This window comes from Actinomadura sp. 21ATH, assembly GCF_041951345.1.
Classification (GTDB): Bacteria; Actinomycetota; Actinomycetes; order Streptosporangiales; family Streptosporangiaceae; genus Spirillospora.
In genome coordinates this window covers 53,650-69,123 of the sequence record NZ_JBGNUR010000008.1, presented here as the reverse complement: position 1 = coordinate 69,123, position 15,474 = coordinate 53,650, and the positions used below count along the sequence as shown (strand labels likewise).

At 74.8% G+C, this 15,474-nt stretch carries 19 protein-coding genes; 4 read left to right on the top strand and 15 right to left on the bottom strand.

From position 1 onward, the window contains the following. Window positions 1-945 precede the first annotated feature (945 nt). The 12 genes from ACA361_RS23465 to ACA361_RS23410 form a co-directional block, all read right to left on the bottom strand. A complete protein-coding gene (locus ACA361_RS23465; RefSeq protein WP_375015021.1) occupies window positions 946-1,638 on the bottom strand; it encodes a QsdR family transcriptional regulator in 693 nt (230 codons plus the stop codon). An 84-nt stretch (window positions 1,639-1,722) separates the two neighbouring features. After that, window positions 1,723-2,733 carry an LCP family protein gene (locus ACA361_RS23460; RefSeq protein WP_375015019.1) on the bottom strand — a complete coding sequence of 337 codons (1,011 nt, stop codon included), beginning with the start codon at window positions 2,731-2,733 and terminating at the stop codon, window positions 1,723-1,725. Window positions 2,734-2,855: 122 nt separating this feature from the next. Continuing rightward, on the bottom strand, window positions 2,856-4,016 hold the full coding sequence (locus ACA361_RS23455) for a 4-hydroxybenzoate 3-monooxygenase (protein WP_375015017.1): 1,161 nt from the start codon (window positions 4,014-4,016) through the stop codon (window positions 2,856-2,858). Between the two features lie 63 nt (window positions 4,017-4,079). After that, entirely contained in the window at window positions 4,080-4,907 is an 828-nt protein-coding gene (locus ACA361_RS23450; RefSeq protein WP_375015015.1) for an IclR family transcriptional regulator, read from the bottom strand. 10 nt (window positions 4,908-4,917) lie between these two features. After that, complete coding sequence (gene pcaC, locus ACA361_RS23445; protein WP_375015013.1) at window positions 4,918-5,301, bottom strand: 4-carboxymuconolactone decarboxylase; 384 nt, start codon at window positions 5,299-5,301, stop codon at window positions 4,918-4,920. Further along, entirely contained in the window at window positions 5,298-6,065 is a 768-nt protein-coding gene (pcaD, locus tag ACA361_RS23440; protein WP_375015011.1) for a 3-oxoadipate enol-lactonase, read from the bottom strand. The genes pcaC and pcaD overlap by 4 nt, the downstream gene beginning before the upstream one ends. Next, window positions 6,062-7,246 carry a 3-carboxy-cis,cis-muconate cycloisomerase gene (gene pcaB / locus ACA361_RS23435; RefSeq protein ID WP_375015009.1) on the bottom strand — a complete coding sequence of 395 codons (1,185 nt, stop codon included), beginning with the start codon at window positions 7,244-7,246 and terminating at the stop codon, window positions 6,062-6,064. Before pcaB ends, pcaD begins: the two co-directional genes overlap by 4 nt. Window position 7,247: 1 nt before the next feature. Further along, window positions 7,248-7,802 carry a protocatechuate 3,4-dioxygenase subunit alpha gene (gene pcaG, locus ACA361_RS23430; protein ID WP_375015008.1) on the bottom strand — a complete coding sequence of 185 codons (555 nt, stop codon included), beginning with the start codon at window positions 7,800-7,802 and terminating at the stop codon, window positions 7,248-7,250. After that, on the bottom strand, window positions 7,802-8,467 hold the full coding sequence (pcaH, locus tag ACA361_RS23425) for a protocatechuate 3,4-dioxygenase subunit beta (RefSeq protein WP_375015006.1): 666 nt from the start codon (window positions 8,465-8,467) through the stop codon (window positions 7,802-7,804). The genes pcaG and pcaH overlap by 1 nt, the downstream gene beginning before the upstream one ends. Next, window positions 8,464-9,153: a CoA transferase subunit B gene (locus tag ACA361_RS23420; protein ID WP_375015004.1), complete on the bottom strand. Its 690-nt coding sequence runs from the start codon at window positions 9,151-9,153 to the stop codon at window positions 8,464-8,466. Before ACA361_RS23420 ends, pcaH begins: the two co-directional genes overlap by 4 nt. Next, a complete protein-coding gene (locus ACA361_RS23415; protein ID WP_375015002.1) occupies window positions 9,153-9,935 on the bottom strand; it encodes a CoA transferase subunit A in 783 nt (260 codons plus the stop codon). Before ACA361_RS23415 ends, ACA361_RS23420 begins: the two co-directional genes overlap by 1 nt. Window positions 9,936-10,085: 150 nt before the next feature. Next, a complete protein-coding gene (locus ACA361_RS23410) occupies window positions 10,086-11,069 on the bottom strand; it encodes a sigma-70 family RNA polymerase sigma factor (protein ID WP_375015000.1) in 984 nt (327 codons plus the stop codon). 224 nt (window positions 11,070-11,293) lie between these two features. Between ACA361_RS23410 and ACA361_RS23405 the strand changes: the two genes are divergently transcribed. After that, window positions 11,294-11,851, top strand: a complete 558-nt coding sequence (locus ACA361_RS23405) for a universal stress protein (protein WP_375014998.1) — start codon at window positions 11,294-11,296, stop codon at window positions 11,849-11,851. Here ACA361_RS23405 and ACA361_RS23400 read toward each other — a convergent pair. Together ACA361_RS23400 and ACA361_RS23395 are read right to left on the bottom strand one after the other, a co-directional pair. Then, a complete protein-coding gene (locus tag ACA361_RS23400) occupies window positions 11,848-12,183 on the bottom strand; it encodes an ArsR/SmtB family transcription factor (protein ID WP_375014996.1) in 336 nt (111 codons plus the stop codon). The genes ACA361_RS23405 and ACA361_RS23400 overlap by 4 nt on opposite strands. After that, a complete protein-coding gene (locus ACA361_RS23395; RefSeq protein ID WP_375014994.1) occupies window positions 12,180-12,641 on the bottom strand; it encodes an SRPBCC family protein in 462 nt (153 codons plus the stop codon). Before ACA361_RS23395 ends, ACA361_RS23400 begins: the two co-directional genes overlap by 4 nt. A gap of 93 nt (window positions 12,642-12,734) precedes the next feature. Between ACA361_RS23395 and ACA361_RS23390 the strand changes: the two genes are divergently transcribed. Together ACA361_RS23390 and ACA361_RS23385 are read left to right on the top strand one after the other, a co-directional pair. After that, on the top strand, window positions 12,735-13,388 hold the full coding sequence (locus ACA361_RS23390; protein WP_375014992.1) for an adenylate kinase family protein: 654 nt from the start codon (window positions 12,735-12,737) through the stop codon (window positions 13,386-13,388). Window positions 13,389-13,467: 79 nt separating this feature from the next. Then, window positions 13,468-14,289, top strand: a complete 822-nt coding sequence (locus tag ACA361_RS23385) for a glutamate ABC transporter substrate-binding protein (RefSeq protein ID WP_375014991.1) — start codon at window positions 13,468-13,470, stop codon at window positions 14,287-14,289. Window positions 14,290-14,296: 7 nt separating this feature from the next. Here the strand turns inward: ACA361_RS23385 and ACA361_RS23380 are convergent, their stop codons facing one another. Beyond that, entirely contained in the window at window positions 14,297-15,238 is a 942-nt protein-coding gene (locus ACA361_RS23380) for a LysR family transcriptional regulator (protein WP_375014989.1), read from the bottom strand. A 73-nt stretch (window positions 15,239-15,311) separates the two neighbouring features. Between ACA361_RS23380 and ACA361_RS23375 the strand changes: the two genes are divergently transcribed. After that, window positions 15,312-15,470, top strand: coding sequence for a hypothetical protein (locus ACA361_RS23375; RefSeq protein WP_375014987.1), 159 nt, complete (start codon window positions 15,312-15,314; stop codon window positions 15,468-15,470). The last annotated feature ends 4 nt before the right edge of the window (window positions 15,471-15,474 follow it).

The following is a 15,474-nucleotide window of genomic DNA, read 5'->3' as shown; positions in this document are numbered from 1 at the left end:
TTGTCTCGCATGTCTGACACGCTTGACCATCGCCGTAACCCCGCCGCAGCACACGCCGCGACACCCCGCGCCGCAGTCTGGAGGCCACCGCCGAGTGAACGCCACGACGACCGCCATGGTGGCGGTCGGCCTCTACTACGTCGGCGCCGCCCTGTTCAAGGCGGCGGGAGCCCGGATGGAACCGCTGCGCGGCGACCGTCCCCTGCGCATGCTCGGGCTGCTGGCCCGCAGCCACGTGTGGCTGATCGGCATGCTGGTCTTCCTGGTCGGGCTGGAGCTCCAGCTCGTCGCCTTCGCCGAGCTGCCGCTCGGGACGGCGATGCCGCTGTTCGCCTCGTCCCTGGTCCTGCTGCTGTGGCTGGCGGTCACGTTCTTCGGGGAGCGGCTGGCCGCCCGCGAGTGGCTGGCCCTCGGCCTGTTCGCGCTGGCCACGCTGACCATCGCCGCCTCGGTGCGGCCGGGCGAGGACGGCATCGGCACGCTGCCGCCCGCCCCGCTGCTGCTCGCCGTCATGGTCCCGTCGATCGCGGTGCCGCTGCTGGTGTTCTCGGCCGGCGACCGCCGCCCCGAGGGCCGGCACGCCCGCCCGCTGTCGGGCGTGGCGTACGGGCTGAGCTTCGGGGTCCTGCTCGGCGCCGCCGAGGTCGCGGCCAAGGGCCTGGCCATCCTCAACACCGAGCGGGAGTTCGGCCCGGGCCTGCTGGCCGAGCCGTACCCGTACCTGCTCGCGATCGCCCTGTCCCTGGGGCTGGGCCAGGCCATGATCGCGATGCAGCGCTGCCGGATGGCGATCTGCGTCTCGGTCTGCACGATCGTCGCCAAGACCTACCTGGTGCTGGCCGGAAGCCTGCTGTACGGCGGCGACTGGCCGGCCGACCCGCTGTGGGGCGTGCTGCGGCTCGGCGGGGCGGCGCTGGCGATCGGGGCGCTGTTCCTGTTCCCGCGCTACGACCCCGAGGGGCCCGGCTCCGGCCCCTCCCGGTCCTCTCGGCCCTCCGGGCCGTCCCGGTCCTCCGGGCCGTCCGGCGGGTACGGGACGGCGGGGCGCAGGAGCAGCTCGATGACCTCCAATGCCGTCTCGATCTCCGGCCGGCTGCCGCCCAGGTAGTGGGCGTACATGAACGAGTCGGCGATCCGCACGATCGCCTGCGCGAGGGTGCGGGTGGGCAGCGGGACGTGCAGCGCGCCGCGGTCGATCTCGCGCTGCAGCTCGCGGCACAGCAGCGCGGTGGCGCGCTCCTCAACCGGGCCAGGGGTGGTGGCCAGCCGGACGAACAGCCGGGGCTCCCGCTCGGTGAACGCCTTGAGCGGCGCGGCGTCCACCACCTCGCGCATGAACCGGTCGAGCACGGTCAGCAGCCGCTGGGGCCCGGTGCCGCGGACGCCGCGCAGCGCGCCATGGTAGGTCCGCTCGGTCATCTCGGCCAGCACGCCGCCGAGCAGCTGCTCGCGGCTGCCGACCCAGCGGTAGAGGGTGGCGCGGCCGACGCCGAGCTCGGCGGCCAGCGCGGACATGTCGATCGGGTCGCCGTTCAGGTAGTGCGCGGTGGCCGCGGCGATCGCCTGCGCCGGCCCCGCGGCCCGCCCGTCGCCCAAATCGCGGGCGTGCTCGGCCTGGGTGCGTCCAACCCGATTCACCCGCACAGCATGGCATATCCGGCACCCGCCGGCGGCCGGGAACGGCCGCCCGGCGGGCGCCCGGCGGCCCTTCCAGGCCCCCGGTCAGTTCACCCGGTCGGTCTCGGTCTCCAGGTCGTGCCGGTCGAGGTAGCCCTCCAGCCTGCCCTCCCGCAGCGCGTCGAAAAGGCCGTCGCGGGCCTCCCGGTCGGGGAGCAGCACGTTCTGGTCGCCGATCCACGCGCTGCCGCCGGTCGGCAGGGTCGCGAACGACACCCGCTCGGGCCCGATCCGGGCCAGCCGCGCCGCCAGCGCCCGCAGCGTGCCGAACCCGGTCCCCGAGTCCACCGCCAGGCTCCCGCTGGCCGCCCGCAGGAACGCGTCGAGCTTCCACGGGCTGGTGAGCGTTCCGGAGTCGACGGCCTTCTCCGCCAGGGCGGTCAGGAACGCCTGCTGCCGCTCGATCCGGTCCAGGTCGCTGCCCGACAGGCCCTTGCGCTCGCGGACGAAGCGCAGCGCCTCCTCGCCGTCCAGCAGGTTGCGCCCCGCGGGCCAGGACCAGCCGTTGCTGGGATCGTGGATCGGCCGGTCCAGATGGATCTCGACGCCGCCGAGCGCGTCGGTCATCGCCTTGAAGCCGGTGAAGTCGACGGCGGCGACATGGTCGATCCGCACGCCGCTGAACGCCTCGACCGTCCGCGTGAGGAGGCGCGAGCCCCCGCCCGCGAACGCGGCATTGATCTTCGCCTCGTCCCGGCCCGGGATGTCCACCCACAGGTCCCGCGGGATCGAGATCACGTACGCCCGGCCGCCGCGCTCCGGCATGTGCAGCAGCATGATCGTGTCCGCCCGGGCGCGGCCGCCGGGGCGCCACTTGTCGGCGGCCGGCACGCCGCGCAGGTCCGAGCCGATCAGCAGCCAGTTCTGCCCCGGGTCCTCGACCGGCCGCACGTCCGAGCCGTGCGGCAGCGCGTCCGGCAGCCGCTGGATCCTGCGGTCGTAGGTGCCGCTGCGCCACTCCGCCAGCGCGGTGACGCCGACCGCCGCCAGCAGGCCGGCGGCAAGCATGACGCCCAGGACCCGCAGGCTCCTGGCATGGCGCCCGCCGCCGCCCATGCCGCACCACCTCCGGGGAGTCAAACCGGTATGTCCGGTTTGTTGCCCTTTTCCCCGCTAACGGCGATCGATTCGCCAGGGTTCCAGCCGGGCGCGGACGGCGCGGACGGGCCCGGCCGCCCTCAGCGCCCGAGCGGCAGGCCCACGTAGTTCTCCGCCAGGCTCGCGGCGGCGGCCGGGGAGGAGACCACGTAGTCCAGGTGCGAGCGCTGGAGCCGCCGGGCGAACTCGTCGGCCTGCGGGTCGGCGTGCAGCAGCGTCGTCATCCAGTACGAGAAGTGCTCGGCCCGCCACACCCGGCGCAGGCAGGAGGCCGAGTAGCCGTCCAGCAGCGTCTCGGAGCCGGAGGCGTACCGCTCGGTGAGCGCCTCGGCCAGCAGCGTCACGTCCGACACCGCGAGGTTGAGGCCCTTGGCGCCGGTCGGCGGGACGATGTGCGCGGCGTCCCCGGCCAGGAAGAGCCGGTCGTGCCGCATCGGCTCGGCCACGAAGCTGCGCATCGGCGTGATCGACCGGTCGGTGATCGGCCCCTCCCGCAGCTCCCAGCCGTCGTCGGTGGCGAACCGGGCCGCCAGCTCCGACCAGATCCGCTCGTCCGGCCAGGCGGCCAGGTCCTCGTCCGGCGCGACCTGGAGGTAGAGCCGGCTGACCTTCGGCGAGCGCAGGCTGTGCAGCGCGAAGCCGCGCTCGTGGTGGGCGTAGATCAGCTCGTCGGTGGAGGGCGGCACGTCGGCCAGCACGCCGAGCCAGGCGAACGGGTACTCGCGCGAGAACGTCCGCATGTCCGGCACCGCCGGGCGGCTGACGCCGTGGAAGCCGTCGCAGCCGGCGATGTAGTCGCACTCCAGCGTGTACGTCTTCCCGCCCTGCTCGTAGGTGACGCTGGGCGCCGCCGCGTCGATCGCCACCACCTTCGCCTCGAACCGGACGTCGCCGCCGTCCTCGAGCCGGCGCGCCACCAGGTCCTTGACGATCTCGGTCTGCGCGTAGACCGTCACCGTGCGGCCGGTCAGCTCGGTCAGCGCGACGCGGTGCCCGGCGCCGCCGAACCGCAGCTCCAGCCCGTGGTGGACCAGGCCCTCGCGGTCCAGCCGCTCGCCCACGCCGCCGTCCCGCAGGACGTCGGTGGTGCCCTGCTCCAGCATCCCCGCGCGCTGCCGCTGCTCGACGTACGCGCGGTCACGGCTCTCCAGCACGACCGACTCTATCCCCTGGCGGTGCAGCAGATGAGACAGCAGGAGCCCGGCGGGGCCCCCGCCGATGATCGCGACCTGGGTCCGCATGATGTCTCCTCCTGCCGTTCCACCGCTGCTGCCAGGACGATACTGGCGCGCAACACCCCAGCTTCAGCCGCTGAGTTTCCGTTCACCGGAAGGGGAGCCGGAAGCCGGCGGGAGCGGCGCGGACGACGCGGGACCGCGCCAGTGCAGGGCCAGGTCGCGCGACAGCGCCCGCGCCGCCGTGGTCAGCGGCGGCAGCAGCCGCCGCATGTCGGCGCTGCGGGTGCGGGCGACCAGCGACAGCGCGGCCACGACCGCGCCGCCGCCGTCGCGGACCGGGGCGGCCACGGAGGCCGCGCCCAGCGTCATCTCGTCGCGGGTGAGGGCGAAGCCGTTGTGCCGCACGCGCTCCAGCGAGCCGCGCAGCTCCTCCGGATCGGTGATCGTCCGGGCCGCGTGCCGGGTCAGCCCGGCGGCCAGGACCTCCTCCAGGACCTCGTCCGGCGCGTACGCCAGCAGGACCTTGCCCACGCCGGTCGCGTGCAGCGGCAGGGTGGCCCCGACCTGCGTGACGACCGGCACCGAGCGGGTGCCGCGCAGCCGCTCCACGAACAGGGCGCGGCCGTCGCGGAGCACGGCGAGCTGCACGTTGTCGTGCGTCGCCTCGTACAGGTCCTCCATGTGCGGCAGGGCCAGCTCCCGCAGGCTCGTCACCGCGGGCGCCTGGCTGCCGATCCGCCACAGCCGGGTGCCGATCCGGTACGTCCCGTCCGGGACCCGCTCCAGGAAGCCGCCGCCGACCAGCTCGCCGACCAGCCGGTGCCCGGTGGCCAGCGGGAGGCCGGCGCGGCGGCAGATCTCGCTCAGGTTGAGCCGGACGCCGCCCAGCGCGAACGCGTCCAGGATCGCCATCACCTTGCCCGCCACGCTCGGCGGGCGTGCAGGATCCGCCATGCCCTCCGGCCTACTCCTCACTCTCTTCGGCCAGTACCCGCTGCGCGACGGCGAACGCCGAGTTCGCGGCGGGAACTCCACAATAGATGGCGCTCTGCAGGAGCACCTCTTTGATCTCGTCGCGGGTGAGGCCGTTGCGGCGCGCGGCCCGCACGTGCATGGCCAGCTCGTCGAGGTGGCCGTGCGCGACCAGCGCGGTCAGCGTGATGCAGCTGCGGGTCTTGCGGTCCAGCCCCGGCCGGGTCCAGATGCCGCCCCACGCGTACCGGGTGATCATCTCCTGGAAGTCGGCGGTGAACGCGTCGGCGCGGGCGGTGGCCCGGTCGACGTGCGCGTCGCCGAGCACCTCCCGCCGCACCTTCATGCCGTCGGCGTACCGCTGCTCCTCGTTCATCCGGCGGGGTCCTTCCAGGTCCGGTCCAGGTGGGTGGTGATCGCCTCGGTGACCGCGGCGGGGCGCTCGGCGCCGGCCAGGTGGGAGGCGCCGTCGAGCACGGTGAGCCGGGCGCCGGGGATGCCGGCGGCCAGCCGGTCGGCGTGGCCCTCGACGGGCGTCGCCGGATCGTCCGCGCCGGCGATCACCAGGGTGGGCGCGGCGATCTCGGGCAGCCGGGCGGTCGCGTCGAACAGCGCGAGCGCGTCGCAGCACGCGGCGTACCCGTCGGGGTCGGTGGCGCGCAGCATGTCGGTGTACGGCCCGGAGCCGCCGAAGCCCGGCGTGAACCAGCGCCCCGGCGCGGTCGCGGCCAGCGGCGCGGTGCCCTCGCGCCGCACCAGCGCGGCGCGCTCCCGCCAGCCCTCGGGGCCGCCGAACCGCGGCGAGGTGCAGACCAGCACCAGGCTCGCGAGGCGCTCGGGGGCGCGCAGCGCGAACGCCTGGCCGATCGCGCCGCCCAGCGACACGCCCGCGTAGGCGGCGCGGCCGACGCCGCGGGCGTCGAGCACGTCCACGAGCGCGCCGGCGAGGTCCTCGACGGTGAACCCGCGCTCGGGCGGCGGCGCCTCGCCGTGGCCGGGCAGGTCGTACCGCAGCACGCGGTAGCGCCCGGCGAGCACGGCCATCTGCGGCGCCCACAGCTCCGTGCTCGTGCCGAGCGAGGGGCCGAGGACGAGCACGGGGGCGTCCTCGGGGCCGTCCAGGCGGTGGTGCAGGATCATCGGTCTCCGTTCCGGGAGCGGCTCTCGCGGTACGCGGCCACGGCGCGGTCCGCCAGCTCGGGGGCCAGGCCGGGGCCGGGGTCGCCGCCGTGCCCGGCCAGGACCTCCAGCAGGCCGCCGAGGTTGGCGCGCATCCGGTCCGGCGCCGGCTCCAGCCCCTCGGCCAGCTCGGCGGCGGTCTCGGCGGCGCCGCCGGCCAGCCGCAGGCACTCGCGGAACGGCTGCCACTCGGCGTGCCACTCCCCCGCCGGCCGCTCGTGCGGGGCGGCCAGGGAGGCGGCCAGGACCTGGGCGTACGCGGGCACCTGGAGCGCGGCCGAGCGGATCACCGTGGCCATCGCCGGGTTGCGCTTGTGCGGCATCGCCGACGAGCCGCCGCGGCCGGGCGCCGCGGGCTCGGCCACCTCGTCGACCTCGCTCTGCGCGAGCAGCACCACGTCGGTGGCGAACTTGCCCAGCGCCCCGGCGGCCAGCGCCAGCGCGGCGCCGAGGTCGGCGACCGGCGTGCGGCGGGTGTGCCAGGGCGCGGCGGGCTCGGCCAGGCCGGTCTCGGCGGCGTACGCGGCCACCAGGTCCAGGCCGCGGCCGCCGTACGAGGCGAGGGTGCCGGCGGCGCCGCCCAGCTGGACGGGCAGCGGCACGGCCGCCAGCCGGTCGCGCGCCTCCAGCACGCCCAGCAGCCAGCCCCCCGCCTTCGCCCCGAAGGTCGTGGGGAGCGCCTGCCTGCCGAGGGTGCGGCCCGCGATCGGCGTGTCGCGGTGCCGGGCGGCGGTCTCCGCCAGCGCGGCCAGCACCCGGTCCAGATGGCCGAGGGCCGCGCGCCGGGCGCGGGACGCGACGATCATGGCGGCGGTGTCCATGATGTCCTGGCTGGTCGCGCCCTTGTGGACATGCTCGCCGAACGGGGCCGCGAGCCCGCGCAGGTCGGCGACCAGCGGGACCACCGGGTTGCCCGAGCCGCGGGCGCGGCGGGCCAGGCCCGGCAGGTCCACGCGGGCTGGATCGGCCGCGGCGGCGATCGCCGCCGCGGCCTCGTCCGGAATGATGCCGAGCCGCGCCTGGGCACGGGCCAGGGCGGCCTCGGCGGCCAGCAGGGCCGCCAGCCACGCCCGGTCACCGGTCGCCGCCTCGGCCTCCGTGCCGGCCCGGACGGGGGACAGCAGGCCCGCGTCCGGCGACACCTCAGAATGCAAAGAAGACCGTCTCCCGCTCGCCCTGGAGGTGGACGTCGAAGCGGTACGCTCCGTCCTCCTCGCGCTCGGCGATCAGCGTACCCCGCCGGTCCGCCGGAACCTCGGCCAGCACCGGGTCCGTCTCGTGCGCGGCGGCGTCCTCGGGGAAGTACAGCCGCGTGCGCACCGGCTTGAGCAGGCCGCGGGCGAAGACGAGGACGGCGATGTACGGCGCGCCGGCGCCGATCCCGGCGGGCTTGACCGTGCTGAACCAGTAGTCGCCGGCCGCGTCGGTCTCGCAGCGGCCGAAGCCGGAGAAGCCGTGGCCCGCCCGCTTGTAGCCGCCCGGCCGGGCCGGGACCGCGCCCGCGCCGTCCGCCTGCCAGATCTCCACCAGGGCGTCGCCGACCGGGGCGCCGGCGCCGTCCAGCACCCGGCCGCGGACCGCGATCGCCTCGGGCCGCCAGGCCGGGACGACCTCGGGGCCGCCCGCGTAGGGCAGCGCGTAGTGGAAGAACGGCCCGACGGTCTGCGAGGGGGTGGGCAGGAGCCCGTTGTCCGGCATCAGTCCTCCATCGGGGTGTCGCCGAGCACGATGTCCCACTGGTAGCCCAGCGCCCACTCCGGCTCGGTGGTGTCCATGTCGAGCCGGGCGACCAGCAGGTCCCGGTGCTCCTGCTCCGGGATCGACAGCATCATCGGGTCGTAGGCGAACAGCGGGTCGCCCGGGAAGTACATCTGGGTGACCAGGCGCTGGGTGAACGCCGTGCCGAACACCGAGAAGTGGATGTGGGCGGGACGCCAGGCGTTCGGGTGGTTGCGCCACGGGTAGGCGCCCGGCTTGATCGTGACGAACCGGTAGCGGCCCTCGTCGTCGGTCAGGCAGCGGCCGGCGCCGGTGAAGTTGGGGTCCAGCGGGGCGGGGTGCTGGTCGCCAAGGTGCACGTACCGGCCGCAGGCGTTGGCCTGCCAGATCTCCACCAGCGTGCCGCGCACCGGGCGGCCGGAGCCGTCCAGCACCCGGCCGGTGACGATGATCCGCTCGCCCATCGGCTCGCCCGCGTGCTGCCTGGTGAGGTCGGCGTCCAGCCGGCCCAGCTCCTGGTGGCCGAACACCGGCGAGGTCAGCTCGACGCTGTCGGGACCGAGCTTGGGCATGACCAGGTCCCGGGCGGGGGCCCGGAGCACCGTGCTCTTGTAGCCGGGGTACAGGTACGGCGGGTGCGTCATGGCCGGGCTCCTGCCTGCGGGTCGCTGCTGGGTTCGGTGGTGGCGGCGGTGCCGGTGCGGTCGGTCAGCGCGGGCCCGGTGCGCTCGCGGACCTCGGCGACGGTGACCCCGGGCGCGGTCTCCACCAGCACCAGGCCGTCCGCCGTGACGTCCAGGACGCCCAGCTCGGTGATGATCCGGTCGACGCAGCCGACGCCGGTCAGCGGCAGCCCGCACTCCTTGACGATCTTGGGCGAGCCGTCCTTGCTGGTGTGGCTCATCACCACGATCACCTTGCGGGCGCCGTGGACCAGGTCCATCGCGCCGCCCATGCCCTTGATCATCTTGCCGGGCACCGACCAGTTGGCGAGGTCGCCGCGCTCGGAGACCTCCATCGCGCCCAGCACCGCAATGTCGATGTGGCCGCCGCGGATCATGCCGAACGACAGCGCCGAGTCGAAGCAGGACGCGCCGGGCAGCGCGGTGACCGTCTCCTTGCCCGCGTTGATCAGGGCGGGGTCGACCTCGTCCTCGGCCGGGTACGGGCCGACGCCGAGGACGCCGTTCTCGGCGTGCAGCACGACCTCGCGGCCCTCGGGGACGTACCCGGGGATCAGCGTGGGAAGCCCGATGCCGAGGTTGACGTACGCGCCGTCGGGCAGCTCGGCCGCCGCGCGGGCGGCGATCTCGTTCCTGGACCAGGGCATTACGCGCGCACCGTCCCTCGGGTGGAAGACGCGGAGACCGTCAGCTTCTCGATGGGTCGGTCGGCGGCCTCCTCGGGGGTCAGCTCGACCACCCGCTGCACGAACACGCCCGGCAGGTGCACGGCGTCGGGGTCGATCTCGCCGGGCTCCACCAGCTCCTCGACCTCGGCCAGGGTGACCCGGCCGGCCATCGCGCACAGCGGGTTGAAGTTGCGGGCGGCCTTGTCGAAGACCAGGTTGCCGTGCCGGTCGCCCTTCGCGGCGCGGACCAGCGCGAAGTCGGTCGTGATGCCCTCTTCGAGGACGTACTCGGTGCCGCCGAACTCGCGGACCTCCTTGGCGGGCGAGGCCACCGCGACACCGCCGTCGGGCGCGTACCGCCAGGGCATGCCGCCCTCGGCGACCATCGTGCCGACGCCCGCGGGGGTGTAGAAGGCGGGGATGCCGGCGCCGCCGGCGCGCATCCGCTCGGCCAGCGTGCCCTGCGGCATCAGCTCGACCTCGAGCTCGCCGGCGAGGTACTGCCGGGCGAACTCCTTGTTGTCGCCGACGTAGGAGCCCATCACCCGCGCGATCCGTCCCGCGGCGAGCAGCCGGCCCAGGCCGCGGCCGTCGAGCCCGCAGTTGTTGGACACCACCCGCAGGTCTCCCGAGCCGCGCTCGTACAGGGCGCCGATCAGGACCGCGGGCACCCCGCAGAGCCCGAACCCGCCGACGGCCAGCGAGGCCCCGCCGCCGATGTCGGCGACGGCCTCCGCCGCCGAGGCCACGACCTTGTCCATGTGCCTCCCATCCCGCTCCGCGGCACGCCGCCGAGTCCACCGATGCCCTCACCTTGGCACCGGTTCGCCCCGTTGAAGACCGCGAGTTTCCACCCAGTGGAAGATCCGCGGAGCGGGCCCGGGTGCGCGCCGTGGCGCGGGACGGGAAGATCAGCCGGCCGGGAGGCTCTCCGGCAGGCCGAAGAACGGGAAGAGGCTCACGTCGAAGAACACCGAGGCGCGGGACACGCCCTCGCCGGTGATCGTGAGCACCTGGATCTGGTACGGGTGGTAGCCGCCCTCCTCGCCGCGCTTGTAGAGCCCGAACCCGGGCTGGCCGTTGGCCGCGGTCGGCAGCAGCCGGAAGTCGCCGGGCTCGGGCCCGCACTGGGCGATGATGAGCCGGGCGATGGTCTCGCGGCCGACGAACCATTCGGGGAACGGAGGCATCTCCCAGAGCGCGTCCTCCTTGAACAGCTCGACCAGCCCGTTGATGTCGGCGTTCTCGAAGAGCGTGGCGTAGCGGTCGAGCAGCTCGCGCTGGCCGGGGTCGGTGGGCTCGACCATGGCGTCCTCGGTGGGGGCCGCCTGCTGGAGCTGCGCGCGGGCGCGCTGCAGGGCGCTGTTGGCCGAGGCGGTGCTGATCTCCAGCAGCTCGGCCACCTCGGCGGCCTTCCACTTCAGCACGTCCCGCAGGATCAGCACCACGCGCTGGTTGGGCGGCAGGTGCTGGAGGGCGGCGACGAACGCCAGCCGGGTCGTCTCCCGGGAGGCGACGATCGTGGCCGGGTCGGCGGGGTCGTCGGCCAGCAGCGCGTCGGGCGCCGGCTCCAGCCAGGGCACCTCGGGCGAGGGGACGACCGGCCGCTCGGGCTCGTCGCTGGGCGCGCCCAGGCCGGACGGCAGCGGCCGGTGGCCGCGCTGGTCGATCGCGGTCAGGCAGCAGTTGGTCGCGATCCGGTAGAGCCACGTGCGCAGGGACGAGCGGCCCTCGAAGCCGCCGTAGGACTTCCACGCCCGGAGGTAGGTCTCCTGCACGAGGTCCTCGGCGTCGTGGATGGAGCCGAGCATCCGGTAGCAGTGGGCGAGCAGCTCTCTCCGGTACGGATCGGCCTGCTGCTGGAATTCCCGTTCCTGGTCGATCGTGTGAGCCATGAGGTCGTCACCTTCGTTGGGGCGGCGTACTGGGCCGTGCTCCCGACCGTAGGCGACGCCACCGACAGAACGTGCGCGGAACCTCAGGCTACGGCTCCGGCCTCCTTGATCACCGGTGAACGGGCGGCGGGTCCCGACACAACGGCCGGGAAACACTTCCCCTGGAGCGGGTATACCTGCACCCTGGAGTGCACACATCCGCAGCGCCCGGCTCGGGAGGGACAGTGAACGCGAGACCGGAGGGCGGTCCCCGCGTGGTCGTGGGGGTCGACGACTCCGCAGGGGCGCGGTGCGCCCTCTCGTGGGCCATCGGCGAGTCCCGGCTGCGGGGTCTCCCGCTGCTGGTGGTGCACGCCGCGCCGCTGCCGCCGCACGTGTCGGCGGCGGGCCAGCTGGGCTGCGGGGTGACCGAGGCGCTGCGCGGCGCCGGTGCCGAGCTGATCGCCCGGCTGCTGGACGAGGTCGCGGGCGGCGTCCCCTACGGCGTGGAGATGACCGCGCTGGCCCTGGTCGGCGAGCCGGGGGCGACGCTGGTGCGGCTCACCCATGAGGACGACATCCTGGTGGTCGGCCGCGGGCGGCGCGGGCCGCTGTCCCGGCTGCTGCGGCCCTCGGTGCGGCTGCACTGCGCCCGCCGCGCCCGGGCCACGCTGGTGTGCGTGCGCCCGCCCGCGCTGGAGGCGTTCCTGGAGTCGCTGGCGGCCGGCGACCGGCCGCCGCCGGCCCAGGCGTCCGACCGGTCCCGGTTCTTCCGCCTGGGCCGCCGTCCCCGCCGCGTCTAGGGCGGCGGGGGCGACTCGGCGATCCGCTTGATGGTCTCCAGCCGTGCCTCCCATTCGGTGGCGACCGCCGCCATCCAGCGCGCCATCGCGGTCAGCCGCTCGGGCCGTACTGCGTAGCGGACCTCCCGGCCCCGGCGGCGGGCCTCGACCAGGCCCGCCGCGTCGAGCACGGCCAGGTGCTTGACCACCGCCTGCCGGGAGACCGGCAGCCCGGCCGCGACCGTGGTGGCGCTGGCCTCGCCGCGCGCGGCCAGCGCCTCGAGGATCTCCCGGCGGGTCGGGTCGGCCAGCGCGGCCAGCAGCTCCCCGGCCGCGTCGCGGTCGACGGTCATCCGGGCAGCTTCCCCCCGTTCTCGGTGTAGTCGCGGACCCGCTGGGCCATGTGCGTCCAGCCGCCGCTGTTGTCCTCGTACTTGCGCGCGGCGACCTCGGCCGGCAGCGCGGCGAAGCCGGTCTCCACGATCCGCAGCAGCGTCCCCACCCCCTCGTCCAGCAGAGTGAACTCCACCAGGGTCGAATTGTCCTCGGTCACCTCGGCGCCCGGGAAGCCGGGCGCCCAGCGGTAGGAGAACGCGCGCGGCGGCTCCACGGCGACGATCCTCATCGGGAAGACGCCGTCCTCGCCGTGGTCGACCACCATCCGGCCGCCGGGCCGCAGCTCGTCCAGCTCCGCGGGCTTGCCGGCCGCGCCGAACCAGGCGCCGACATGGCCGGGCTCGGTGATCACCTCCCAGACCCGCCCGACCGGCGCGGCGATGGAGATCTCCCGTTCGATCCTGTCCTGAGCCATGGTCTACTCCCTTCGAGTGCAACTCCAGAGTTGCACATGAGCCCGGTTACTGCAACCCGTGAGTTGCACGTCCCGCCGGGGTACGGTGCGGGCATGCGCAAGTACGTGATCGTCGGCGTGCAGGGCAGCGGCAAGGGAACGCAGGCGCTCCTGCTCGCCCGCGACCTCGACCTGGTCCACATCTCCGTCGGCGACATCTTCCGCTGGCACGTCCAGCACCACACCAAGCTCGGCGCCCAGGTCCGCCGGATCATGGCGGCGGGCGAGCTGGTCGGGGACGACCTGGTCGAGGGCGTGGTCCGCGACCGCCTCGACCAGCACGACTGGAACTACGGCTTCGTCGTCGAGGGCTTCCCGCGCAACCGCCGCCAGGCCGAGTTCTTCCTGGAGAGCTACGACATCGACGGCGTGATCCACCTGGAGCTGCCCGACGCGGAGGTCCGCCGCCGCGTCCAGGCGCGCCGGCTGTGCGCGCGCTGCGGAATGGACTACAACCTGATCGCCCACCGCCCCGAGGTCGAGGGCCGCTGCGACGTGTGCGGCGGCGAGCTGCGCGCCCGCGAGGACGACAACGACGCGGCCCTGGCCGAGCGGCTGCGCACCTACCACGAGAAGACGAACCCGGTGCTGGACCTCTTCCGGCAGAAGGAGTACGTGGCGACGGTCGACGCCCGCGCCGGCATCGGCACCGTCCAGCGCGAGCTGCGCGAGAAGCTGGGCCTGCCGCCGCCGCGCGAATCCGGCTGACCGGGCCGACCGGCCGAGCACGCCCGGCGGACCGGCGGCGTTCACCTGCCGGCCGTGTCGGCGCGCTACCTCTGGCGGTGTGAGACTCGCCCGCCCTCTCGCCGCCGCTCTCGCCGCCCTCCTGCCCGCCGCCCTCGCGGCCTGCGGGACGGCGGCGGGCGCCGACACGATCGCCGGCGCGGACGCCCTGACGGTCGGGGTCAAGGCCGACCAGCCCGGGCTCGGCCTCGCCGAGCCCGGCGGCACGTTCCGCGGCTTCGAGGTCGAGGCCGGCCGCTACATCGCCCGCCACCTGGGCGCCTCGCGCATCGACTTCAAGGCCGTCACCTCCGAGAACCGCGAGCGGCTGCTCGACGACGGCACGGTCGACCTCGTGCTGGCCTCGTACTCGATCACCGCCGACCGCTCCACCAAGGTCACCTTCGGCGGCCCCTACTACGTGGCGCACCAGGACATCATGGTCCGCCGCGACGAGACCGGGATCGCGTCGGTCCGCGACCTGGCCGGGCGGCAGATGTGCCAGGCCGGCGGCTCGGTCTCCACCGAGCGCGTCGTCGGCGGCCTGGGCGTGCGCGCCCGGCTCGTCCCCGCGCCGTCCTACTCCGCCTGCGTGGACATGCTGCTCGCCGGGCGGGTGGACGCCGTCTCCACCGGCGACCTGGTGCTGGCCGGCTTCGCGGCCCGGCGGCGCGCGTCGGTGCGGATCCTCAACGCCCCGTTCACCGAGGAGCGGTACGGCGTCGGCCTGCGCAAGGGCGACATCGACGGCTGCGAGGCCGTCAACAAGGCCATCACCCGGATGTACCAGGACGGCACCGCGTCCCGCATGCTGGCGATCTGGTTCGGCTCGTCGGGCGTCGACCTCGTCTACTCGGTCCCGGAGTTCGAGGGCTGCTCCTGAGAAGGGCTCAGGGGCCGCCGGGTTCGGGGGTGCCGAGGGCGGGCGCCGCGGCCACGACCTCGCGCAGGGCGCGCAGGCCACGCTGGACGAGCGGGTGCGCGCCGCTCCCCCGCCGCACGCACGCCAGCACCCGCCGCACCGGCATCGGCTCGCCGGCCAGCGGGACGCGCACCACCGCGCGCCCGGCGGCGAGCTCGGCCATCCGCGGGATCATCGAGATGCCGAGCCCGTGCCCGACCAGCGCGGAGATCGTCGGCCACTCGGTGGCGTAGTGGGCGACGCGCGGGTTGAACCCGGCGGCGGCGCAGTAGGTCAGCAGCCGCTCGTGGTGGTCGCAGGTCCCCCGCTCGGGGATCACCCAGTCCTCGCCGGCCGCCTCGGCCAGCCGTACGGCGGGGCGGGCGGCGAGCGGGTGACCGGCCGGGACGAGCAGGTCGTGCCGCTCCTCCACCAGCAGGTGCTGCTCGAACCGGTCGTCGCCGGGCGGCGGGGCGTCCCCGTTCGGGTCGACGATGGCGATGTCGGCGTCGGTGGACATCAGCAGGTCGAAGCCGATCGCGGTGCCGCACTCGCTGACCCGCACGGTCAGCCCGGGGTGCTCGTCGCGCAGCCGGGCGGCGGCCGGGGCGAGCAGGCCGACGACGGCGGACGCGAAGCCGCACATGCGCAGCAGCCCTGCCTCGCCCTCCCGGTAGGACTCCAGCGCCGAGCGGGTCTCCTCCCAGCGGGCGAAGAGGGCGTCGGCGTGCTCGACCAGCAGGTACGCGGCGGCGGTCAGCCGGATGCCGCGGCCCTGCGGCTCGGCCAGCGGGACCCGCACCTCGCGGGCCAGCTCGCGCAGGTGGTGGGAGACGGCGGAGGGGGTCAGGTGCAGCGCCTCGGCGGCGGCGGTGACGGTGCCGTGCCGGTGGACGGCGCGCAGGACCTGGAGCCGGCGCAGGTCGATCATGTAACGATTCTGCACGTACAGATGCGGGAATGTGCAATGGACCGCAACGCTCCCGGGGTCGCAGACTGGCGGCATGACGGCGACAGAGAAGATCGTTTCCCGGCACGCCACCAGTTCCGGCATCGTCGTGTGGAGCCGGTGCGCGTGCGGCCGGCTGCGCATGACGCTGGTCCCCTACGACGGCGGCGGCCGCCGGCTGGTCGCCGGCGGCCGCTGCCCGGGGTGCGGATGAGGGG